Source organism: Streptomyces sp. NPDC051578, assembly GCF_044454045.1.
Lineage (GTDB): Bacteria > Actinomycetota > Actinomycetes > Streptomycetales > Streptomycetaceae > Streptomyces.
The window spans coordinates 72746-94267 of record NZ_JBITDH010000015.1 but is presented as its reverse complement, the minus strand read 5'-3'; the positions used below and the strand labels follow the sequence as shown (position 1 = coordinate 94267).

Here is a 21522-nt window from a genome sequence, read left to right as displayed (position 1 = left end):
CGCGGTCCTAGAGCCGGCCCTTCAGGCCGGAGCCCTGCGCTTCGCTCCGGACAGTTCGGAGATTCCGCTTCGCTCCACTCCGAACGGCCTGCTCCACAGGCCTGAGTGACCCCGTTTCACGGGGTCCGGGCCTACGGCCCGTTAAGCGGGTCCGCTCCGCTCCCCCACTCGGGCCCTTCCGGCTTCGCCTCCAGGGCAAGCCCGCTCCGCGGGCGGCTGGCAGCACCCGGCCCCCAGTCCTGCCAGCTGCCGCACTGAAGAAGAGTCCGCGATAATCGGCGGCGGCAATCGCCCCTGGCTGGCAACCTGGACTGATGCCTCCCTGGACTCCGCCGGCCTTGCTGTTCAACAACCTGCGTTACCTGCTCAACGAGTGGGATCCACTCGGCGTCGCCTACCTCTCACAAGACGAGTACGACTGCATGCTCGCCCCCCTATTCCAACGCCTCCACCATGGCACCACGCGGGCGGAGATCAGTGAGTTCCTCTGGTACGACCTCGAGGACCACTTCGGATTGGATCCAGTCGACCACCAAACCGATGCAACGGCCGACCGGCTGATCGCCTGGTGGTCCGCGGTCAGCCCAACCCCAAACACCAGCGGAACACCAACAACCTGACAGTCGCCAAGACTGCCCGGTACGCCAGACACCGGAGACCATACAAGATCCGGGAAGCGGCTGACTGCTTCATTCTCCTCGCCGGATTGAAAATGGGCTAGAGGACTCCCTGCACAGCGCCCGACCCGCCACGCTCCGGTGCCAACGATCGGTGAAACTGCGCACTGCTCAACAACCTGCCCAACCCCACGCCACAGGCATGACGACTACTCAGCCCCACTGTGCGACACCGCGTGTCCCTATCCGCTCAACTCATCCCGGTGACACCACCTACACCGCACCAGACTGTCCCTACAAACCGCGCACGACCGGTCTGACCAGCAGAAGCCAAGCAACGCCTCATCAGGACAGCCCCTGGGGCCCCATGGACAACCAAGCGCGGCGTGGCACCGCGGGGAACGTGGACGCACATCATGCCTTGCGCGACGCCGCCGCCCACTAGGATCGTGGTGCGGGGGCCGCCGTGGCGGAGCGGAGATCGGTACTCGTGACGGCCTGGACCTGCAGTTCGGTGGGCGCCACCTCCATCGGGATCCGCTCCGCCCGGGCCCGCGCCTGCGGACGGTGTCCGGTTCCGGAATGAGCGCCCCTGTCTCTGCGGCGGTGTCGATCGGATGCCGTATGCCTGGTGCGCTCGCAGGCCCTGCGCGAGGAATAGGACGCCGCGGAGCTGCCGCCCGCGTGGCTGGACGGCAATGCAGGTCCGACAGCAGGGAACGGGGGCGGCTGCCGTTCCCCGGCTTCGCTATCGAAATGTTGACTTCGGCGGCCGGTGCCCATTCGCGCTTTCTGAGGCGGCTCAGGCCCAGAAGGCTTCGGTGACGGTGATCTGCGGGTCGGCTTGGCGGCGGATGAAGGTGAAGATGATTCAGCCCCGGCCGCCAGCGAGGTCGGCGATGTGAGGCCCGGACGGGCTCGTCGAAGCCAGCGGGCGGACCGTGATCCAGTGCGGCAAGGACGCGTCCGCGTCGATCCCCCGGAAGTAGGGATCATCAACGGTGATCAATTCCGCTCGGGCCGCCATCACCAGTTGCCGCCCCTCAGGCGGCATGCTCTGGAAGTCCTCCCAGGCCTTTTTCGTCCAGTCCATCTGCCAGGGCGGACCGAGCCGGTCATCGATCACTGACCGGGCTCCAGGGCAGCCGCCTCATGCCGCAGCCGGCTGTACTCCTCAAAAAGACGCCCCGACTCACCAGGATCCTCACATTTCCCGGCGCGGGCCTCAAGATCGCGCAGGTGCTCTTCGAGTGCCGGGTCACGGGCGATCGCGTACTGGGTCCACCACAAACGCATGAACGCCGGAACAGGGGTGACACTGAACGCGTCGGCGATCACGCGCCGCCAGTGCGCCTCAAAATCAGGCAGGAGATGGGGAGCGTGTTCCTGAATAGCCAGGCGCAGCGCCTGGGGAGTGCGCTCGGGCATCGGTGGGATGCGGCCGGGCACTTGGTCGTGGAAGTGGACGGGCTCTGCGGTCATGACGAGCTGCTCTCCTGAAGTCCTGGCCCCACGGGTCAGGCGGCGTCCGGCCGGTGGGCCTGGATGTGCGCGGTCATCTGCTCGAACCACTCCGCCGGAACCAGGTAAGCGACGGTCCTGCCCTTGCGGGTGATGGCCGCGGCCTCGCCAGCGATCCGGGTGCGGTCGAGGATCTCCCCCATGCCCTTGCGGAGATCGATTGTCGTGTAGGTCCTGGTCTCCATACCCCCAACCTATAACAACTCTCATAGTTGCCATACACGACCCAGCCACCGCCAGACAGAACACCCGCCCTCGCCCGCCCTGCCGTGCCCCTTTTCCCCACCGAGACAAAGCGGGATCGGGACCGTCACCGGGCCGGAAAAAGCATCGCTACAAGGCGGAAGATCAAGGATCTCCGAAGCAGCCGTTGTCACCGTCGCCCCTATCCTGGCCGCGACCACCACCGTCGCAGCAGTCGCGCTCCTGGCCGTGCAGGCCGCACTGAGGCCGACCCGACGGGTGAGCGTCGCGGTGTCGATCACCGACATGCTGTCCGCAAGGGGTTCGTGGCATACACGCCCGTGCGGTCCGGGTCTGCCACCACCCAGACGCCGGCATTCTCGTTTTTGATCACGCCGAGGACACCACCGCCCGCAGGCACCGTCCCCGGGCCTGCTGGCCGGCAGTGGCACCACCACCGCGGCATCCGCAAGGCCATGACCACCAACGCGCGGCTGGACGCGGCAGACATCGGCTACGTCAACGACCACGGCAGCATCCACGTATCGTGCTCCTTCGTTCCCCCTTCACGCGCCTAGTTCGACGGATGATTCGAGCGCAGCAACATGCCGTGCGGGATGTCTATGCTTCGGGCTCCGGCTCGGCCCTCAGGTAGCGACGCCAGATCTGGGCCTTGCAATAGCGGCCATCCCCGCCGCTGTCGTACTGCGGCGCGTCAAAGGTGACCCAGTACAGCAACTCGCCAATGGGTGCCTGGCATGCTCGTTGGGTTCGGGTGCCCCCATGGCATCGATCGTTCCAGCAAACTCAACCTGCCAAGGACCGTCCCAGTCCTGAGCACGAACGACCCTGACCCGGGGGCCAGGTGCCAGTGCACCCGTCGGCCATGTCTGGCTCAAAGGACGACCAAGGATGCGCTCTACCGCCTGGCGGTCGTCTACGTCCGCAGGAACAGGGCCGGAACTGTCCGTCATGCCGCCTACTCTCCCCGCGCCACTCCAGGAGCGCCAGATGATAGAGAACAAGCAAGCTCAGCTAGTTCTTTGTCTTGGGCGGTCTGTGGCTCGGTCGGGCGGCCCCATGAAGGTGTCGAGCTCTTCGATGATCTTGCGGAGCTCGCGGGCCCCGCGCGGCGACATTGCTCGGATCACGCCGTCGAGTAGGGCACGACCTTCGAGAGGGTTGCCGCAGCAGTACCAGTGCATGTTGCCGAACTCGTCGTCGTGCCAGAGCTCGCGCGCGGGCCTGTGGACGTAGTCCTTCCACAGACGCAATGCCGCACTGATGTCCCCCGGTTGGAGGTAGTTCCGCGTGCGTTCAAGGCGAACGATCTCGGACAGCGCTCGCGAAGAAAGGCGGTCGATGGCCGGCCTTGAGTGCTGTGACTGCTGCGGGTCCGGGGTTCCCGCCCGGTTGCGTCCTGGCCGTCTACTCGGCATGGACCTTTCGGTTGGTCGTCATACCGCACATGGTGCCACAAGGCCGAACGGTGCCTCGAACGGGTTCGCTCGCCTGAGGATTCGCCGGACATGGAGGCGGCCTTCATCTGATCACGTGCTCCGCTGTCGGCGTACTCACCTATGTGCAGAGGTGGGTACGGATGAACGTGCAGAGCAAATAATTATCGATTCGCCGTAACTGCGGTGCGAGATGATGGGTCGGTGGATCTTCGTTACTTCAATCAGACCGGTTGGACCGCCATCTTCAATGGCACTGAGTCTGAGATCGGCCGCATGGTGCGGGTGGAGGCGTGGGACCGGGCCACCGGAACGGCCCTGGTCGTCGACCCCAAGCGAGGCGCCATGCGCCCCGTCACGGACTACGAGGACTTCTCCCACCTTGAGAAGGCCGACCAGGTCGTAGCAGCAGTGCCTGGAGGTGGGTGGCGGGCGCATTGGAAGGACGAGGGCCCCGGGAAGACCCCGCTGACTGAACAGGTACTCGCGTGGCTGATCACCTCGCAGGGCCGGGCAACAGCCATCACGATGGATGCTCACGGGCATGTTGACGATGCAGACAGCGCCGATGCCTTCATCCCGCCGGGCGAGGAACTGGGGTAGGCCTGAAACTTTGGATCAGGCGACTTCCGTCTCGCGCTCGATGGCCTTGAGGCGGTTCTTCAGCCGGTAGCTGGGGCCGTTGATCGCGACGACTTCGCAGTGGTGCAGGAGGCGGTCGAGGATCGCCGTGGCGAGGACCTCGTCGCCGAAGACCTGGCCCCACTCGCTGAAGGTCTTGTTCGAGGTGAGGATGATCGAGCCCTTCTCGTAACGCTTTGAGATCACCTGGAAGACCAGGTTCGCCTCAGCGCGTTCGAGGGGCTGGTAGCCGACCTCATCGACTACGAGGACGCTGGGCCGGAGGTAGGTGCCGAGTTTGCTGGTCAGCCGGCCAGCGGTCTCGGCTGTCTTGAGGTTGCGGACCATGTCGTCGAGGCTGGTGAAGTAGATCGAGTAGCCAGCCCGGCAGGCCGCGACCGCGAGGGCGACCGCGATGTGGGTCTTGCCGACTCCTGGCGGCCCGAGGAGGGCCGCGTTGGCCTTGGCTTCCACGAACGACAGGGTCGCGAGGTCCTTGATCTTGCGCGGGTCGAGTTCCGGCTGGAAGGAGAAGTCGTACTCGTCGAGTGTCTTGTAGTGCGGAAGCCGGGAGAGCCGCAGGCCCTGGCGGAAGCGGCGGTCGTCGCGGACAGCCAGTTCCTCGGAAAGGACCAGGTCCAGGAAGTCGAGGTAACCCATCTTCGCCTCGTCGGCCCGCCGTGAGTACTCGTTGACGGCGTCGGCCAGGTGGGGCAGGCCGAGCTTGGCGGCCGTGGTGCGGATACGGTTGCCGGTCAGCTCGCTCAAGACGATTCCTTGCTCTGGGAACGGGTGGTGAAGGGGCGGGTGCCGGTCAGTTCGTCATAGACCGACAGCGGTCGGCGGCCAACTTCAACGCGGGTGGCCGCGGCCCGGTTCAGCAGGGCCTGCAGCGATCCGGCTTCCCCGCTGCCTGGACGCTCGCGGCGGGGCTGGGCGGGGACGTCTCCGGTGGTGGTCCGGCGTCCCTTGCCGGTGGGCAGGCCGTCCCAGTGCTTCTCGTCAACGGCACGGACTCCGCGGCCAACGGCCCGCTGGTGGATGGCCAGCAGCGTCTCCCCGCCGCTTCCGGGGCTGTTGAGTGCAGCATGACCTGTGACTTCGTGGCCCGGATCTCCACCAGTTGCCGGGGACGGACCTTGTGGGCTGGCACTGAGTAGAGGTTGCCGGCGAAGGCGACCAGGCAGTCCTTGCCGACCGGCCGCAGATGCCGTTCGGCCACCAGATACGGGGTGGGCGGCAACGGGCGGAGGGCCGCGTGATCGCGGGCGGCCCTCTCACCGATGACATCCCGGTGCGTCTTGTGGATCTGGGCCCGCCGGTGCGGCACCCAGGCGGTGAACGCCGCGTCCATCTCCTCGAGGGAGGAGAAGGACCGGCCAGACAGGACGTGGTCGCGGACGATGAGGACCTGGCGTTCGACGCGGCCTTTGCCAGTGGGCCGGTAGGCGGCCAGCACATCGATGTCGAAGTCGTAGTGGCCAGCGAACCCGACTGCCTCCGGATGCAGCGGAACGGCCTCACCAGGGGCAACATGGCGGCGGACGACAGTCTTGGCGCGGTCGTAGACGATCGTCATCGGCGCCCCGCCGAAGTGCGCGAACGCCCGCCGATGGCAGTCGAAAAAGGTCTCCAGGTCCTGGCTGGTGGTGAAGCAGCAGAACGGGTCGCGGGAGTACGACAGGACCATGTGGAAGGAGTAGACCTTTTCAATGCCCATGTGAGCGAGGATCTTTCCCTCGTCGCCCCAGTCGACTTGAGCCTGGGCGCCTGGGATCACCTCGAACCGGCGGTGCAAGCCCGCCAGCTCCCGCGGCGTGATGCCCAGTTCCCCGGCGATCCTCGGGCGGGCTTCCTGGACATAGAGCTTGACCCGCTGGTAGTTGCCGGTGAATCCGTATTCCCTGGCCAGCCGCTCGTGGATCACCGCGGCCTTCATCAAGACCTCGGCCCTCAGCATCGCATCAATCAGGGGCGCCACCTCGTCGACCACCCGCTTGTGTGTCTGGCCATTCACCGATCGCCGCGGCGGCCCCGCCGGCCCCTCGGCCGACAGATATTTACTGACCGTCCGCCAGTTCAGCCCGGTCTCCCTGGCAACCTCCGACACGCTCATCGCGCCGGACTCCACCAGACCGCGAAAACGTCGGAGCTCCAGCCACCGCTGCGGGTCCAGAACCACAGCCGCCCCTATCTACCGCCTCGGACACAACAGGCACCAGCGTGCCGGTCACCGACACCGGACACAGCAAGAACTCTGTACGTTCAGCCGTACGGGACTCTGCACGTTCACTTGTAAGCCGACATCCGCCAAGACGAGGAGTGATCGCGCGGACTGCATGGGTGGGTAGGGGGACTTGGCCCCAGCAGGTGCGGGGTCAGGAGCGGCCCGCTGGTTCCGGCCGTCGCCACGCTTGACCAGCGGGTGAAGGGCTGGCTGAGCCGTGTTGGTGGATGGTTGTCAGGAGGCGAGGAATTGGCGCAGGGCAGGGTCGGGCGGCGTGTAGCGGCGGGGGCGCGGATGGGGAGTCCGGAACCGGTGCGGCCCGCGCAGAAACCGGGGGAGGCGGCTCAGGTAGGGCTGGCAGTAGGTGCTGTAGACGGGCACGACGTCGGTCTCCTCCATCATCGCCACGACATAGAAGTTGATGAAGCCGCTGACGTCCTAATACCGAGCACGCGGTTCGGCACGCCTGCGGGGGGCGTCCGGACGGTCCCGGGCAGGTCCGATCCGGTGCCGAGGTGCCTGTCGGTGCGTTGTTGCGGTAGGACGCGGGCTTCGACCCGGCCTCACCGACGGTCCGGCCCCATACCTTGCCCCACTCGGCGACCTTGCGACGCGACACCCACAGGGCCTGCGCGAAAGCGACGACGTGCCGGCGGGTGGGGACAGCGTCGCCGCGCAGGACCGCGCCGAGGCTGCTCTTGGGCAGCCGGTATCTGCCGTCGGGGGCCTGGCCGGCTCGCCGTTGCAGTTCGGCGAGGGAGGGCTGGCCATCACGCGCCCGCAAGTGGACCATCGCTCGGCGCAGCTCTCCCACGGTCTCGATGACCTCGGGATGGGAGTAGACCTGGACGACCTTGTCGGCCACGTCCTCAAACTCCCCTGCCTGTCGGCGCGGGTATGTTCGGCGGCGCGGGCGGCCTTCCACAGGCGTCGTCCCTCAGCCGGGTCGTCCTGGCAAACGCGGGCGAAGGCATCGAACACCGGTCGCGCATCACTACCAGTCATGCCTGGATCCTTGCCGAAGATATGGAAGCCTGCGTACGGCGTCTTGACGGCTAATGCTTGGCCGCCTTAACGATCCTCTCGGCAATCTGAGCGGCTTCCGCAGTAGCGTCGGCGCCACTCGAGAGAAATACGGCCACGGCCAGGTGGCTGCCGCCCCGAGCCTGGGTGTGTGCCATGGCCCAGGTGCCCGACGCTGAGGGCACCCACGCGTTCACCGAGCTGCCGACCGCGAGCCGCAATTGCTCCGCGGTGTGCTCGGAGACCGCACGCCGACTGGGCGCGGGTGTCTTGGGATCGGTCACCATGCGGGGAGAGACCCAGTTCCCGCCGTTGCCGATCGCGCCCATCACTATCGCCATCTGCAGGGGGGTGGCCGTCGTGTCGAAGAGGCCGTTCGCCGTCAGCGCGAGCTGCGCGGCGTTGCCCGGTTGCCGGGGCCACCTACTTTCGAAGGCCCTCGCTGGCGTGTCCATCTGCTCCGTGTTGAAGCCGAAGCTCTCTGCCGTGGCCGCCAACGTCTCCGCGCCCAGGTTGGTGGCCAGGCGGGCGAAGACGTTCTGGCAGGCATGCCGCAGGGCCGCGCGTAGACTCGCGTCGGTGCAGTGGGCGGGGTCGCCGGAGAACTGCACCGAGCTGTCCGGGACGGTGTGGACGGCCGGGGTGCGCGTGGGCGCGTCCACCGACGCGAGCAGCCCTTTCTCCAGGGCAGCGGCCGCCACGATGATGTGGGCGGCGGAGCCTGGGTTGTGGAGGTCGCGCAGAGACCGGTTGTAGAGGGGCTTGCCCGCGTCCGCGTTGAGCTGCTTCCATGCCTTGGCGTCGGAGGTGGCGTAGCCGCTGAAGGAGTTGGGGTCGTAGCTGGGAGTGCTGACCAGGGCAACGATTTCGCCCGTCCGCGCGTCGAGGGCGACGGCGGCACCGGTACGGCCGCGCAGCGCGTCGAATGCGGCCCGCTGCACCAGCGGATCGATGGTGGTCGCCACGTCCTTACCGGCATCGAGGTCCTCCCGCCGAATGCTCTCAAGCTGGGTGTTTCCGAACGCCAAGGAGCGGTAGCCAGTGACGGGCGCATACAACTCACCGTCCGTGTAGGTCCGCCGGAACGGGAACTTGGCGTGCCCGGAGGGAACCGTACCGGTCACAGGACGGCCGCCCACCAGGATGTCACCGGGCGCCGCCGCGGGCTTTGGCGCGGGCGGTTTCGCCTCCGCCGTCCCCGCCGCGCCGGACGGATTCACCCTGTGCACGTCGGGGTGCTCCGAGGAGCACCCCGACAGATCGGCTGACACCAGGGTGAGCAGCGTGACGAGAACAGCGACGCGGGGCCGTGACGGTACGGGCATGAGGCCATCCTAGAAACAAGATCACCCATGTCCGACTGGCTGCGTCACCGCGCTTGCCTCCACTGCTCGGAAGCCGGACACCTCTTCCATGCTGCTCCGATCTGCTCCGGGGTCCATTGCTCCTCGGCAGCTCGCCGGAGGATCGTGTCGTGGTAGGCGGCAGTCGCCTTCCGTCCGTGCCAGGTGGCGTCGCCCTCGTAGACGTCGGGGCGAGGGAGGATCATTTCGCCCGCCGGCCCGTAGGTGAACTGGTAGATGACGAGCAGGCCGGTCTCGGACTCCAGGGATACCGCGGTGGCGCCTTCAGCGTTTGCTGGTAGCTGCAGTGGTTCCTCGCCACCCAGCCTCCGTCTTTTTTCCGCCAACCTTGCCGAGGGCATGCCGATGTGACCAGGGCAGCAGTACGGGGCCGTCCCCTGGAAGATCGCGGGCAGTCATATGGCATCGCCTGGACGGCCTCGGTCCGTCGAATGGCTGGATAGTCGCCCCCGCTGCCCTTAAGGGCACAGCTGACCCCTGCCTTTTCCCTGCAAACGATAGGATCATCAGGGCGCCTGACCATCGCCTGCCGCGCAGGATCCCCGACGGGGTGACCGTGCGGGCGAACACACGGGGGAAGTGGGACTGGATGGCAAACGACTGCATAGTGGTCGGCCTCATGGTGGCCAGATTGTCATTGCGGCGGAGGATAAGGAGACTCGTCAGCAAGCGAGGGTGGGACTCCTTCGACGTGGAAGACAGGAGCATCCTCCCGCCATCCGATCTGCTGATCGTCGATGGTGACCGCCTGGACGAGATACGTGAATCCGTCCCGGTTGTGGTGCTGACGTATGGGGGCGGTATGCGTTATCACAGCCCATCGCAGGTGGATGTACGCGCCATAGTCGACCGTGATGATCTGGATGAAGCCTTTCTGGAGGCCGTCCACGAGGTCGCGACGGGACACGGGTGGATTTCGCCCACTCTCGTACGTCCTCTGCTGCGCAGGGCGCCGTCTATGGAGACGACGCCTCATCGGCCTGTCCGGACGTCAGGGCTTGCTCCGCACCTGACTGCGCGGGAGCACGAGGTCTTGTCCCTGGTGTCTCAGGGAATGAACAACAGCGAAATCTCCGGCGCTCTGTACATCGCCGAAAGCACGGTGAAATTTCACGTGTCGAACATTCTACATAAGACCGGATGCCGGGACCGCAGTCAGTTGGCAGCCCGGAGATCCGTCGCCGGATGATCTCCGGACGAGAGCCGTGAAGCCGCAGTAGGAAATGAAGGAGACCGTATGAAGAAGCAAGAAACGATCCGGTGGGCGGCGGTGGGATTTCTGCTTGTCCTTGCTTTGACCGCCCCGTTCTTTGGGGACAGTACGACTGCCGTCGTGATTCCCCTCCTCCTTGCTGTGGTGCTCGGGGGTGTCAATGTCACACTCAAAAAAAGGGGAACTCCAGGAAATGTGGAGTAGACCGGCCAGAAATTAAGGACACAGCAACCCCAGGGCGACCGACATGCGATGCGTGGCGGTCGCCCTCCTGCTGTGGTCAGGAGACCTGATAGCGGGCGAAACGAACGGCGCCCAGGGCGCAGATAGCCAGCGCGTAGAAGGTTAGAACCAGAAAGCCGAGAGTTTGTGTCCCGCCGGTCGCTTGGGTAGCGGCCGACATGATCGTTCCTCCGCCTGCGAGGTCCCCGGCGCTCCCAGGAAGGAGGTGGGCCACGGCCGAGTGGCCCAGTGAGGATGAGAGGACTCGCAGGGCAGGTTCCAAGAATTGCGTGACCACGAGGATGCCGACGATCGCGACCGCCTGGTTGCGTACGAGCGCCCCCACGCCTACCCCGATGGCTCCCCAGAGTGTCAGCACCACGACGCTGCCGGCCAAGGCGCTAAGGACGCTGGTGTGCGTGAGGAACGAGGACTGTCCATGTCCAGTCAGTAGCGCGGCTGTCACGAGTGCCCCGGAGGCGACCGAAACGACTCCGTACAACAATGCCGTGCAGAGTCCCACCGCGATCTTGGCGCCGTATACGCGTACTCTGCGAGGCTCGGCCAGCAGTGTGGCCGTTATGGTGCGGGAGTGGTGTTCCTGAGTGACGAGGACTACTCCGATGGCCAGTGGAAAGATGTAGGTCAGTGCCAGCGCGATGTTGTAAGCGGGAACGACGCCTTCCGCCGTGTTGAAGTCCAGTGGACTGCGGGGTGCGTTCAGGCCGGCGAATACGACGAGTGCGGTGATGCCCGCGCTGCCGATGGCCATGGCGAGCAGCAGGATCCACCACAGTCGGGTGGAAGTGAGTTTCCGTATTTCGGACCGCAATTGCGTGCTCATGTCTGTGTTCCCTCTCCGGCGTGCGTCAGGCGCATGAAGGCTGACTCCAGGCGCTCGCCCTGTGTCAGGAGATGGTCGAGGGGGACGCTGCTTAGTAGTTTCCCGTGATGCATGAGCAGGACATCGTCTACGGTCTGCTCCATTTCGCTGAGCAGGTGGCTGGAGAGGAGGACCGTCCTGCCTGAGGCGGCGAACCTCCGTAGAAATGTCCGGAGCCACAACATTCCCTCCGGGTCCAGGCCGTTGCTCGGCTCGTCCAAGATCAGCAGTTCCGGATCGCCCAGGAGTGCGGCTGCCAGGGAGAGGCGCTGCTTCATACCGGTTGAGTAGCCGGACACGGGACGGTCTGCCGCTTCGGCGAGCCCTGTTTCGGCGAGAAGTCGGTCCAACCGTTCGGGGCTGCATCCTGCGGCCGGCGCGTAGCAGCGCAGGTGACCGCGGCCGGTCCGGCCGCCGACGAACGCTCCGCCGTCCAGGCTGACGCCGATCCTTTGAGTAGGAGTTTGCAGCTCGCGGTAGGGGCGTCCCCATAGGAGTGCCGTTCCTTCCGTGGGCCGGATCAGTCCCAGCAGCATCTGGAGGGTTGTGGTCTTCCCCGCTCCATTGGGGCCGAGGAAACCGGTGACTCTACCTGCTGGCACATCGAAGGAAATCCCGTCGACGGCGGTCCGTCCTCGGAATTTCTTGCGCAGTCCGCGGACCTCGATTACATGGCTATTGTCTTTCACTGGCGTTGTTCGTTCCATGTATTCTTGTTGTTCTGTCATGTCTCTCCTCAGGCCGTGGTCAGGTTGACCTGGGAGCGGACCAGATCCCGGTACGGGCCGGCTTCGGATATCAGTTCCTCGTGCCGTCCGGTCTGGACGATCCTGCCGTGTTCGAGAACCACCACTAGGTCGGCGCCTACGATGGTCGACAGACGGTGAGCGATGATGATTCGGGTGCACTCCAACCGGTCTAAGGCGGCAGCGATCTTGGACTCTGTGATGGTGTCTAATGCGCTTGTGGCCTCGTCGAGGACGAGGACCCGGGGTTTCCGGGCCAGAGCTCGCGCCAAGGCGATCCGCTGGCGCTGGCCGCCGGAGAGGCTGCTGCCCATTTCACGTACAGGTGTGTGATAGCCCAGCGGCATCGCCCGAATGTCTTCGTGAATGTGTGCCTGCCGCGCGGCCTCGATCACTGCTTCCATGGTGGCGTCGGGCACGCCGAACCGGATATTGTCCGCAATGCTTCGATTGCTCAGCACGGTATCTTGGGGTACATACGCGGCTTTTTGGTAGAAGCTCTCAGCGCTGATTTCCCGAAGTGAGACTCCGTCGTAATCGATGTCGCCGGCCCGGACGGGATACAGACCCATCAGGAGCTTTCCAAGCGTGCTCTTGCCCGATCCTGAACTGCCCACCACGGCGATGCGCTGACCGGGTTTGATGTCGATCGATATGTCGGTGAGGGCAGGCTGTCTGGTGCCCGGGTAGGAGAAGGCCACCCCTTCCAGACGGACCGCACCCTGCATGGAGACCGGGCGGTCGCCAAAAGCACCTGGGGAATGTGGCTGGTGAAGGATGTCCCCGACTCGGGCCACTTGCGCGTTCGCGGTAATGAGCTGGGTGAAGGCACCGGATAGCGACATCACCATTCCGAGACTCGTCGCGGCGAGTGTCTGCGCCGCCACGGCAGAGCCGAGGTCCAGCGAACCTTGAAGGACGAGCCAGAGACCCACTGCGAGCACGAGCAAGGGGCCGAATACCTGGAATACCGAATAGCCGCTGGTCGCGATACCCTGCAGGACGATCCGGCGTCGGGTCTGTTCCATGCCGGCCTCGTATACCTTCTCCCAGTCCCTGAAGAAGGTCTTTGTCATCCCCGAGACCTTCAGGGTTTCGATCGACGACAGCGCCTCCATCTGGAGGGAAGACGACTTCGTGGTCTCAGTGATCTCTCTCTCGGTGATTCGGCGGATGGGGCGGTACGTGGTCACGGCGACAGCGAGCATGGTCAGGAAGACCACGAAAGCTGTTGCCCCCAGGGTGAACGAGCGATAGAACATGTAGCCGAAGATGGCAATTAGACTGCCCAGATCCAGCAGTACAGCCGACAACTGGCTCGAGAGCATGTCCCGTACGGACGTGATGCTGGACAGCCGGTAGAAGAGTTCGCCCTGCGAGCGGTTGGCGAAGTACTTGTAAGGAAGTTCGAGCAGCCGTTTGAAAGTTCTTCCCATCATCGCCTTGCCAAGGCTCTTGATTACTGCGGCCAGACACAGCGCACGAAGCAGCGAAATGAGGAAAAAGACTGTCATGGGGATGAGGAAGGCCGCCACGACCAGGGCAATGGGGGTCTTCTCGAGGTATCCCGCGTAGTCGTTGACCGCGTGTTGGGTGGCGATCGGCATGAAAACGGTGAAGGCGTACAGCAGAAGGGACATGACGAACGCCTGGAGCAGCGGGCGCCGGGCGCCTGTCAGCGCTTGGAGGAACTCTCGCCAGACGCTGGGTTCGCGATGCTGTTCGGGTTGATGATCTGCCGTTGGTTCGGCCTCGAGTGCCAGGCCTGAGTAGTGGAGTTCGAACTCCTCGACCGAGTACTTCCGGCGTCCGCTGCCCGGGTCGACAACGGTGACGTGGTGATCGTTGATTTCCTCGACGACCACGACGTGGCTGTCGTCCCAGTACGCGATGATGGGGAGTTTGAGTTCCCCGAGGCGCTGTGCGCCGGCCCTGAAGGCCCGAACGGTGAACCCCCGCCCGCGTAGGATTGACGCGATTTCCTTGATGGTGAGCCCGTCGCGGCCTACCTCGTGCTGTCGTCGCAGGGCAGCCACCGAATCGCGGGAGCCGTGCGCCGACAACACCATGGCGATGCAGCACAGCCCGCACTCGGACTGGGCGAACTGCTGGACCTCACGAACCCGTCGGGTCCTGCGGATGCTGCCTGCCATTAGTGGCCTCCCTGGAAGATGGGAAGACTGCGCCCGGGGTGGTTGAGCATCGACTGGGCCGCGAACCAGCCGGAAAGTCCGAGGAAGAAGGAGGGTAGGTGGGGCTCGGTACCAATACCGCAGGTCCAGCCACCCTCTGCGTACCGGTGTAGGAAGCTGGTGTGCAGCGTCGCCGCCTCGGAGCGCAACTCGGGCCAGTCGAGCCGGTCAGCCAGGTCGCACAGGACCGCGATGCGGCCGGCGACTCCGTGGCAGAGGCTGATGTCGGGGCCGATATCCGAGCCGGGGTCATGCGCGATGAGGCGTTCAATCTCGGGGGCGATGGCCTCCCGGATGCGTCCGTTCGATTCGCCGGTGGATGCCAGGAGTCCGGCCGCTGCGTACGCGACACCCGCGTAGCCCTTGCACCAACCGCTGCCCTTGGTTCGGTCACGAAGGGTCGCGTCCTGCCAGCGGTGGCGCCCGTAGGCGTGGGCGAACCGCTCCAGATGATCGCGTGCGCCGCTGCCGTCGTCCAAGCCCTTCGCGACCAGGGCGCTCACCGCGGCGATCCGGCCGAACCTGCCGTGTGCGAGGCCGAGCTCGTCGCCGGGATGTGTTGTGGGGTCGCCGTCGACGGTGACGAGGCGTTGCAGCAGCCGCTCGGGCGGGATGCCCATCAGCTCGGGCGCGCCGTGGCTCTGGTATGAGGCGAGGTAGACGAGGTAGCCGCTGTAGCCGTTCAGGTAGTCGAAATCTGCGGCGGTGAGACTTTCGATGTCAGGAAGCGCTGCTCCGTGCTGGAGGGTGAGGGTTGTAGGGAACCGCGCGGAGGGAGAGCGGAGCCGGCGGATCTCCCAGTCGGTCACGAGGTTGGAGAGAACCCCGGTGTATGGGGACATGGACAGCGGTGACCCGTCTATCACCAATTCTGCGGGCATTGCAGAGTCGCAGACTCGCGCGATGTCCACGCCGAGGGTCGAGATGCTCGTGCGAGCATCGGTGTCCGCCAGGTGTATGAGGAGTCCGCCGCCGCCGAAGAGGGTCGTGTCGACTGGTCCCAGGCTCAGCCCGTCGCCCTGTAGCTGGGGCGTGAGCCAGGTGGGTGTGGTATTCGTTCCGACCACCAGGTCGCGGAGCGTGGCATGCCAGGCCCTGGGATCGGTCAGGTCGGGAAACACTGTGCGGCGGGACCCTCTGTCGGCGTCCCGGGTCCTGCTTGGCTCCCAGGCGTCATCGGCCGAACAGGCCAGTGCGTATCGGATGTAGGTGGGGTCCCGGTCGGCGGGGCGGGCGAAGAAGGAGCGGACGGCGGCGAGCGCGGACTGGCGTGGTGTTCTGCCGGCGGCTGTGCGAATCTCACGGTCGAGGTTGCCCTGTATCAGTGTGGAGTCACAGTCCACAGTGAAGAAGGGGATGTCGAGGTCGAGGAGCGCGGCCACCTCATCCTGGTGCAGTGTCTGCGCCGATTCCGGCGCGGCGCCCTGGTAGTGGTGAGGCAGTTTGCCCAGGAGCTCTGCGCGGACTTTTTTGTTTCCCAGGTAAGCGGGGTGGGTGGATGCTTCCAGGAAGCGTGCGTACACGTAGGTCGGACGGACGACCTGGCGCACCGCCCAGTCGTCGGAGTTGGCTATAGCTGCCTCCACACGCTCCTGGTGGGCCTGGAGGAGTTCGCGGGCCTCGCGGTACCCGGCGACGATGTCGTCGGTCCAGTCCCGGGGGTCCAACGGTTCGCCGGCCACGGTGGCCATGTTGGAGCCGTGTTCGATGAGGACCTGGGTGCGTTGGAATCGGATGTCGTCCGTGCCCGCGCCCACGACCTGGTATGAGTACAGGTTTTCGGACGTCCCGGGACGTATGCAGCCGATCGCCGAGATGTCGACGTCCAGCTTTGCTCCGGTGTATCGGGTGGGAAGGAGGACGGTCTTGAGGACCGACTGTTCTATGTCGAGGTTAAGCGTGGAGATCGCCGAGGGGGACGCTCCGGGAGCAGCCCCAGGAAGTGAGACGAGGGTCTCGGTGTCTATGACGAGAGGGCCGTCGGGGCTGGCGATGACGTTCTCGTGATGCAGGTCTGTGGCGCCGATCATGCTGAGCAGGGCGGCGGCTCGGCCGAAGCGCCGGAAGTAGCGCGAGCTCTGCATCTCTGTTCCGTCGAGGTCGGTGTGCTCGACGAATTCCTGCCACACGTGGGTTGGTTGAACGAGCGAGCGCGGGCACAGCGGGCCGAAGAACGTGGCGTCCGGGTCGAGCAGGGCGCGGAGGGTGTCCAGGAGCTTTTGGCAGTTGTCTTGCTGAGGCTTGTACACGGCCCGGGTGCCGTCTTCGCGTACTGCCAGGCACACGGTCCGGCCGCCTCGGTGGGCATCGCCGAGCCCAGGGGTGAGCGCGGTGATTTTCGCCTGCCCGCCGAGCAGGGAGTCCAGCGGCCGGCCTGCAGCGACGACGGCGTGCAGAACGTCTTCAACGGTGCGTGTTGCACGGTCGACGCTGAGGTTCAGAAGCCGGTCGAGTTCGGGGAAGCGGCCGAGTATGGCGTTGCGGCCGGGCGCGTCGGCGACGTGGGCGTGGAACACCTCGTAGCTCATGTCCGCCGAGTGGAGGGAGGCGATGAGGGTCCGGATTCCGGTCGTCACGCAGGCACTCATCAAAGAACGCAGGGTGGACTCTGCCACGCCAGCGAGGTCTGCGACCTCGGCAAGGGAGGGCGTTGCACGCGCAAGCCCGGCAATGCGCCGAGCACAGTCGGACAGGTATGGCGCATAGAACGCGCCGAAGACATCTGTCCTCTCCTCGGTGATGCGCTTCACCAGTCTGTCGAGGAACACATCGCTCAATTGCACGCTTGCACTCTCTTGCCTTCGTCTTTGATGGGAGGGTGTGGAGCGGGTGCCCCGGAACTTCTCCTTCCGGGGCACCTGTCCCTCACTGGTGTGGCTGGTTCAGCAGCGCTTGGTGCAGGCACTGGTGGGGCAGCCACCCTGCATCGCGGCGCTTGCCCCTACGACGACGGTGGTGATGATGGTCGGCGTCCAGCCCGCGGCCAGGGAGTCGGGTGCCTCGGAAAGCTCGATGAGTTCCTCGGCACTGACATACCCGGTGGCGTCGTTCATGGCGATGTCGCCCATGATGGTTCCTCTCTTTAGGTGGGTTGTTCCAGAGTCCGCACTCGGGGCGGACCCAGCTTGTGATGGGCCATTGCTCGGCTCCGCAAACGGGTAGTGGTCCGGCATGCGGACGTTGCGGGTTCGCGATGGCCGGTTGCGTACGCGCTTTCAGGCGAAGCGCAGCAGGGAGGGGTGGGCTTCGGGGTCCAAGTGATGCAGGACGGACCACGCAAGACCGGACTCGCCGACCATGAGGCTGTTGCTGTAGGCGTACTTGGTGTCGGACCGCCGTCCGTACTGCTCGATGACCTCGTCGAAGAGCCTGGGATACAGGTCCGTGATGCCGTCACCGAACAGCCCGGGAACCAGCCGCTCGCCGAAGCGGGCGATCTCGACACTGGCGAGGTCGCCATGGCAGTAGGTCGGGTTGTTGCCGAAGCCGCGGGCGAGGGTGAGTGAGGACAGCTGGTCCAGGGTCTGGCGTGGAACGGCTTCAGAAGCGTGTTCCCTGCTCATCAGCGCGCCGAGGAGGAGGCCGGGCGCTCCGTGGCACCACCCGTACGAACGCTCTTCCTCTCCCCAAACTCGCGGCCAGTCACCGTCGGTTTTGTCCTGCTCGGCGAGTACGGCTTTGAGGATCCGCAGTCCGAGATGGTGGGCCTCTGGATCGGCGAATTGTGCTCCGTAGCGGAGTAGTACGGGAGCGATGCCCATCGCCCCGTGCGCGTACCCGGTGTACTGGGTGACGCGCGCATCTTGGAGAGCGACACCGCCAAGGGCGCGGACTTCCTGGGCGGCGATGGAACGGACGGCCTCAGCGACGACAGCGCGTTCGGATGGGTCCGTCGTACGGTCGTGCAGAGCCATTGCCACAGCCAAGGCGCCGGCCATTCCGCTCAGGAAGTCCGTTCCAACCTCGGTCCCGCAGGATCGGGCCAGTTCCCGGGCCAGGTCGCCATGGCGCCCTTCTTCTGGTTCGTCGAGTAGCTGTCGAGCAACGGCGAGGGCATAAGCGGTGCCTGCCAGTCCCGTCATGCCTCCGACGGACACTCCGTGTTCAGCCAGAAGGCCGCTGCGTAGCTGCTCCTCGACCGGGTCCAGGACACGCCGGGCGGCATCGGCGAAGTCCTTCCGGCCGGTCTCGCGGGCCAGGGCACTGAGGACGAGCGCGGGGCCGGGACTGCCGCCGTACAGGTCGTAGCCGAGGCTTCCCGGACTCCACTGGCTCTGCGAGTCGGTGGTGACCTGCGGGGCAATCCAAGTTGCCGGGTGGTGCGGGTCGTTGCTTGGTATGAGGGTCGCCAGGAGCCTGTCACCGATTCGCTCGGCTTCTTTGATGAACCGGTCCCGGTCTATGCGGCCCGCGGCCCGATCTCGGCTCGGCGTCGGTACGAAGCCGGTCTTCTCCCGATCGGTCGGCAGCTTGTTGACGAAGGAAAAGTCGATCAATCGGCTTTCCCGCTCGATCACTGCCTCGTCGATCCCCTGGATCCGGGCGCGTAGGGTTTCCAGAGGAGACTCAGCCAGGGCGTCGGTGTGTACGGTGCCGTCAGCGGACTGGAGCGCGCGGCTCCGTGCCGTGTACGAGAAGTACGGGACGTCCCCGCGTGACATCTGACGGACCTCGTCGTCAGCAATCTCGGGAGAGCCGGTCCGTAGGAAGACGCGGTTCAAGACGGCTGCGCGCACTAGAGAACTCGCCATTGCGTCCGGATGGGTGGCCATGCGCAGCAGCTGCGCGTAGAAGACCGTCGCCTGGTTGACGTGGCGGAACTGGACATCGCCAAGGAAAAACTCGATGGCGGCCAAGACGTCGCTCGGGTGGGCCGCCGCGTGGTCGAGAACCCGGCGGAACTCGTTCTTGATCGTGTCTCGCTGCTCTGGGACGGACAGCTGGAGGGCGCGCTGGACCGCCAAGTTGGCGTTGGAGACGGTCGTCGTCATGGTGACCATGGAGACGGACATGTCGTCGCGGCCGGGGTTCTTGATGCCGAACGACTTATACGGGGCGCGTTGGCCGGTGTCGTACCCGATCGCCCCGATGTCCATACCGTGGTCGTCGTTCCCGGCTCGTACGACGAGCGGGAGGAGCCCCGACCCGATGATCGATTCCTGGAGAGTTGATGCGGCGATGCCGGAAGCCGCGCCGGTGTCGTACGACTCGGGAACCCGTATACGGGGTGACAGCAGCGTCTCGGTGTCTATCACCACAGGGCCGGCAGCGCAGGACACCACGTTCTCGAAGTGGATGTCGGTGGCCCGGAGCAGGAAGAGGATCCCTGCGAGGGTTCCGATTTGGGCGAAGTATTCCTTCTGTTCGCCGGCGTAGACCTGGGTAGGGACGAACTCTACGAATCCGCCGCGCTTGGTCTGCAGTACGGCCACGGTCGGCAGGTCCGTGCCGAGCCGGTCATTGATCCACGCGACGAACGAGTTGTAGCCGGATTCGGCTCCAAGCGGATGCGGCTTGTAGACGACACGGCCGCCATCGGTGAACAGGATCTGCGCGACGGATCTCCCGCCGTTGTGGGTGTCGCCTTCACCGATGACCAAGCGTTTGACTCGAAGGGTCCCTCCTAGGGGCAGCAAGGCGACAAGGTCGTCGCCGGCCAGCTCGATCTCCCCGAGAAGCTCAAGTACGTACCGTGTGGATGCCTCGACCTGACGGTTCACCAGCCGAAACAGGTAGGGGTAGCGCGACAGCAGTTCAGCGTGCCCGGCATCGCTGTTCGTCCACTGCCGGAATGCGGCGTACCGATCCTGGGGGGTGTCGCCGATGAGGAGGCCGTCGGAGCGCCGCCGGTGCAGTGCCTCAAGCAGGGTGCGAAGCATCAGGCGGGAGAGGAGTGCCGTCTGATGTTCGAGGAAGTCGGCAACGATGATGTCTGGGGCGGCTATGAAGGCGCAGGACTCGGCAGCGGCACGTACAAGCTTTTCCCAGGGACGGATTAAGTGCGCAAAGTAGTCGTGGAAGAGCCCGCCTACGTCCAGCGACGGATCGTAGGTGTCGGGCAAAGCGGCGCTCAGCGTCGTGTCCTCGACCGCGATAACGCCGTCGTCTTCCTCGGCCGCCTCTCGTAGCCGCTCCTCGACGCGCGCGATCAGCTCAGGGGAAGTCAGCTCTGGCAGATACGTCCGCAGCGCCTCTGCCGGGCTGGCGGGATCGTTGTGACTCTTCATGGAACACCGGGTCCAGTGCGGGGAGGGAGGTGACGCCGGGAGCTGGGACCCCGGCGTCATGCGGTCACTTGCAGTTGGACTGGCACTCAGCAGTGGCCGTGCAGAAGTTCCCGTTGTTCCCCAGTACGTAGCTGGCGCCGAGACAGGCCAGCGAGGTCAGGGTCGTGCCCCATTTGCTGCCCGCGGCGCTGACGGAGCCGAGGTTCTGGTCGTCGATTTCTTCCAGGATGCCGACGTTCGGGTTAGTCATCGGATTGATCCCCTTCGTGGGTTGGATCGCCCGCCCAAACGGCCGGACGATCCGTTAATGATCTTTACGGCCTGAACGCTACGGACTCATGCCGCATGACGCCCCCGCCCCGCGACGGGCTCTAGGCCCCCCTCCGGGCGGGGACGAATCAGGTCCGGAGTTGCTTGGCGAGGCCTCGCTGCGGTCCGGGCCACCGACAACCCACTGATGACGGGACGGGTTGCGCTGGTCGCGGCAGGCAGATCCGGCCCAGTCGTGCCGCGTGCACACACCGATTCCACGTAAGTGGCCCTGTGTCGGACCACCCCCACAGAGCGCTCCTGTGAACGTTCTCGTTGTTTACCCACCAGATCGCCACGGACGGGAGTACCTAGGACCACCGCCAGCGGCCGACCTCGGCCAATCCCCGCCTCTTGGTCAGCCAGAAGACCGCGGTTGACCCGGACCACCCGGCAGTCCACGTCGGGCTTCTCCGTGGAGTCCTCCCCCGCGGGCTGACGCTCAACGGACTGAGCCAAGACCGCATGTAGACCAGGTCCCACGGCCCATAGCGTTCGGGCACGTCCCGCTAGGGAGCACCGGTCCGGGGGGCCGCTGTCCGCCACCGCATGCCGTCTATCAGCTGCCGCCTCGTCCGCACCTGCGGGCAGCCCGGCTTGGTACCCTGCGGCAGCAGCGGCTCAACCGTCCCACTTCCGGCGTGGTGTGGCCGGGGTGTGTGCCGGGCTGGCAGTCCATGTGCAGTGCGACTGATGTCTTGTGGGCGGTCCAGACCC

The 21522-nt window shown here is 65.5% G+C and carries 17 protein-coding genes and 1 pseudogene; 4 read left to right on the top strand and 14 right to left on the bottom strand.

All coding sequences use genetic code 11. The features are described 5' to 3' along the window. The first annotated feature begins 314 nt into the window (after nucleotides 1-314). Nucleotides 315-620, top strand: a complete 306-nt coding sequence (locus tag ACIA6C_RS32270; protein WP_399281242.1) for a hypothetical protein — start codon at nucleotides 315-317, stop codon at nucleotides 618-620. A gap of 868 nt (nucleotides 621-1488) precedes the next feature. On the opposite strand, the gene ACIA6C_RS32265 is transcribed toward ACIA6C_RS32270, so the two are convergent. The 3 genes from ACIA6C_RS32265 to ACIA6C_RS32255 are packed head-to-tail and all read right to left on the bottom strand — an operon-like array spanning nucleotide 1489 to nucleotide 2323. Beyond that, complete coding sequence (locus ACIA6C_RS32265) at nucleotides 1489-1743, bottom strand: hypothetical protein (protein WP_399281241.1); 255 nt, start codon at nucleotides 1741-1743, stop codon at nucleotides 1489-1491. After that, nucleotides 1740-2099, bottom strand: coding sequence for a hypothetical protein (locus ACIA6C_RS32260; protein ID WP_399281240.1), 360 nt, complete (start codon nucleotides 2097-2099; stop codon nucleotides 1740-1742). Before ACIA6C_RS32260 ends, ACIA6C_RS32265 begins: the two co-directional genes overlap by 4 nt. A 35-nt stretch (nucleotides 2100-2134) precedes the next feature. Continuing rightward, nucleotides 2135-2323 (bottom strand): type II toxin-antitoxin system Phd/YefM family antitoxin, encoded by a 189-nt coding sequence (locus ACIA6C_RS32255; protein WP_399281239.1) that lies wholly within the window; start codon nucleotides 2321-2323, stop codon nucleotides 2135-2137. 1659 nt (nucleotides 2324-3982) lie between these two features. On the opposite strand from ACIA6C_RS32255, the gene ACIA6C_RS32250 reads away from it, so the two are divergent. After that, the gene (locus ACIA6C_RS32250) at nucleotides 3983-4381 is read left to right on the top strand and encodes a hypothetical protein (protein ID WP_399281238.1); all 399 of its coding nucleotides are present in this window, start codon (nucleotides 3983-3985) and stop codon (nucleotides 4379-4381) included. Between the two features lie 15 nt (nucleotides 4382-4396). Here the strand turns inward: ACIA6C_RS32250 and istB are convergent, their stop codons facing one another. From istB to ACIA6C_RS32230, 4 genes and pseudogenes are all read right to left on the bottom strand, one after another. Continuing rightward, on the bottom strand, nucleotides 4397-5167 hold the full coding sequence (istB, locus tag ACIA6C_RS32245; RefSeq protein WP_399281237.1) for an IS21-like element helper ATPase IstB: 771 nt from the start codon (nucleotides 5165-5167) through the stop codon (nucleotides 4397-4399). Next, nucleotides 5164-6581, bottom strand: a pseudogene (gene istA, locus ACIA6C_RS32240) (IS21 family transposase). Before istA ends, istB begins: the two are co-directional and overlap by 4 nt. 279 nt (nucleotides 6582-6860) lie before the next feature. After that, entirely contained in the window at nucleotides 6861-7034 is a 174-nt protein-coding gene (locus ACIA6C_RS32235) for a hypothetical protein (protein ID WP_399281236.1), read from the bottom strand. 647 nt (nucleotides 7035-7681) lie between these two features. Continuing rightward, nucleotides 7682-8974 carry a penicillin-binding transpeptidase domain-containing protein gene (locus ACIA6C_RS32230; protein ID WP_399281235.1) on the bottom strand — a complete coding sequence of 431 codons (1293 nt, stop codon included), beginning with the start codon at nucleotides 8972-8974 and terminating at the stop codon, nucleotides 7682-7684. Between the two features lie 628 nt (nucleotides 8975-9602). Here ACIA6C_RS32230 and ACIA6C_RS32225 point away from each other — a divergent pair. Continuing rightward, the gene (locus ACIA6C_RS32225; protein WP_399281234.1) at nucleotides 9603-10202 is read left to right on the top strand and encodes a LuxR C-terminal-related transcriptional regulator; all 600 of its coding nucleotides are present in this window, start codon (nucleotides 9603-9605) and stop codon (nucleotides 10200-10202) included. 48 nt (nucleotides 10203-10250) lie between these two features. Then, nucleotides 10251-10430: a hypothetical protein gene (locus ACIA6C_RS32220; RefSeq protein ID WP_399281233.1), complete on the top strand. Its 180-nt coding sequence runs from the start codon at nucleotides 10251-10253 to the stop codon at nucleotides 10428-10430. 76 nt (nucleotides 10431-10506) lie between these two features. Here the strand turns inward: ACIA6C_RS32220 and ACIA6C_RS32215 are convergent, their stop codons facing one another. From ACIA6C_RS32215 to ACIA6C_RS32185, 7 genes are all read right to left on the bottom strand, one after another. Beyond that, the gene (locus ACIA6C_RS32215) at nucleotides 10507-11292 is read right to left on the bottom strand and encodes an ABC transporter permease (RefSeq protein ID WP_399281232.1); all 786 of its coding nucleotides are present in this window, start codon (nucleotides 11290-11292) and stop codon (nucleotides 10507-10509) included. Then, nucleotides 11289-12059 carry an ABC transporter ATP-binding protein gene (locus ACIA6C_RS32210; RefSeq protein WP_399281231.1) on the bottom strand — a complete coding sequence of 257 codons (771 nt, stop codon included), beginning with the start codon at nucleotides 12057-12059 and terminating at the stop codon, nucleotides 11289-11291. The genes ACIA6C_RS32215 and ACIA6C_RS32210 overlap by 4 nt, the downstream gene beginning before the upstream one ends. Before the next feature lie 8 nt (nucleotides 12060-12067). Continuing rightward, on the bottom strand, nucleotides 12068-14230 hold the full coding sequence (locus ACIA6C_RS32205) for a peptidase domain-containing ABC transporter (RefSeq protein WP_399281230.1): 2163 nt from the start codon (nucleotides 14228-14230) through the stop codon (nucleotides 12068-12070). Continuing rightward, complete coding sequence (gene lanM, locus ACIA6C_RS32200; protein WP_399281229.1) at nucleotides 14230-17052, bottom strand: type 2 lanthipeptide synthetase LanM; 2823 nt, start codon at nucleotides 17050-17052, stop codon at nucleotides 14230-14232. The genes ACIA6C_RS32205 and lanM (ACIA6C_RS32200) overlap by 1 nt, the downstream gene beginning before the upstream one ends. A 99-nt stretch (nucleotides 17053-17151) precedes the next feature. Next, nucleotides 17152-17337, bottom strand: a complete 186-nt coding sequence (locus tag ACIA6C_RS32195; RefSeq protein WP_190186649.1) for a class II lanthipeptide, LchA2/BrtA2 family — start codon at nucleotides 17335-17337, stop codon at nucleotides 17152-17154. A 147-nt stretch (nucleotides 17338-17484) separates the two neighbouring features. Next, nucleotides 17485-20496: a type 2 lanthipeptide synthetase LanM gene (lanM, locus tag ACIA6C_RS32190; RefSeq protein WP_399281228.1), complete on the bottom strand. Its 3012-nt coding sequence runs from the start codon at nucleotides 20494-20496 to the stop codon at nucleotides 17485-17487. A gap of 64 nt (nucleotides 20497-20560) precedes the next feature. Further along, the gene (locus tag ACIA6C_RS32185) at nucleotides 20561-20746 is read right to left on the bottom strand and encodes a plantaricin C family lantibiotic (protein WP_190186651.1); all 186 of its coding nucleotides are present in this window, start codon (nucleotides 20744-20746) and stop codon (nucleotides 20561-20563) included. Nucleotides 20747-21522 lie beyond the last annotated feature (776 nt).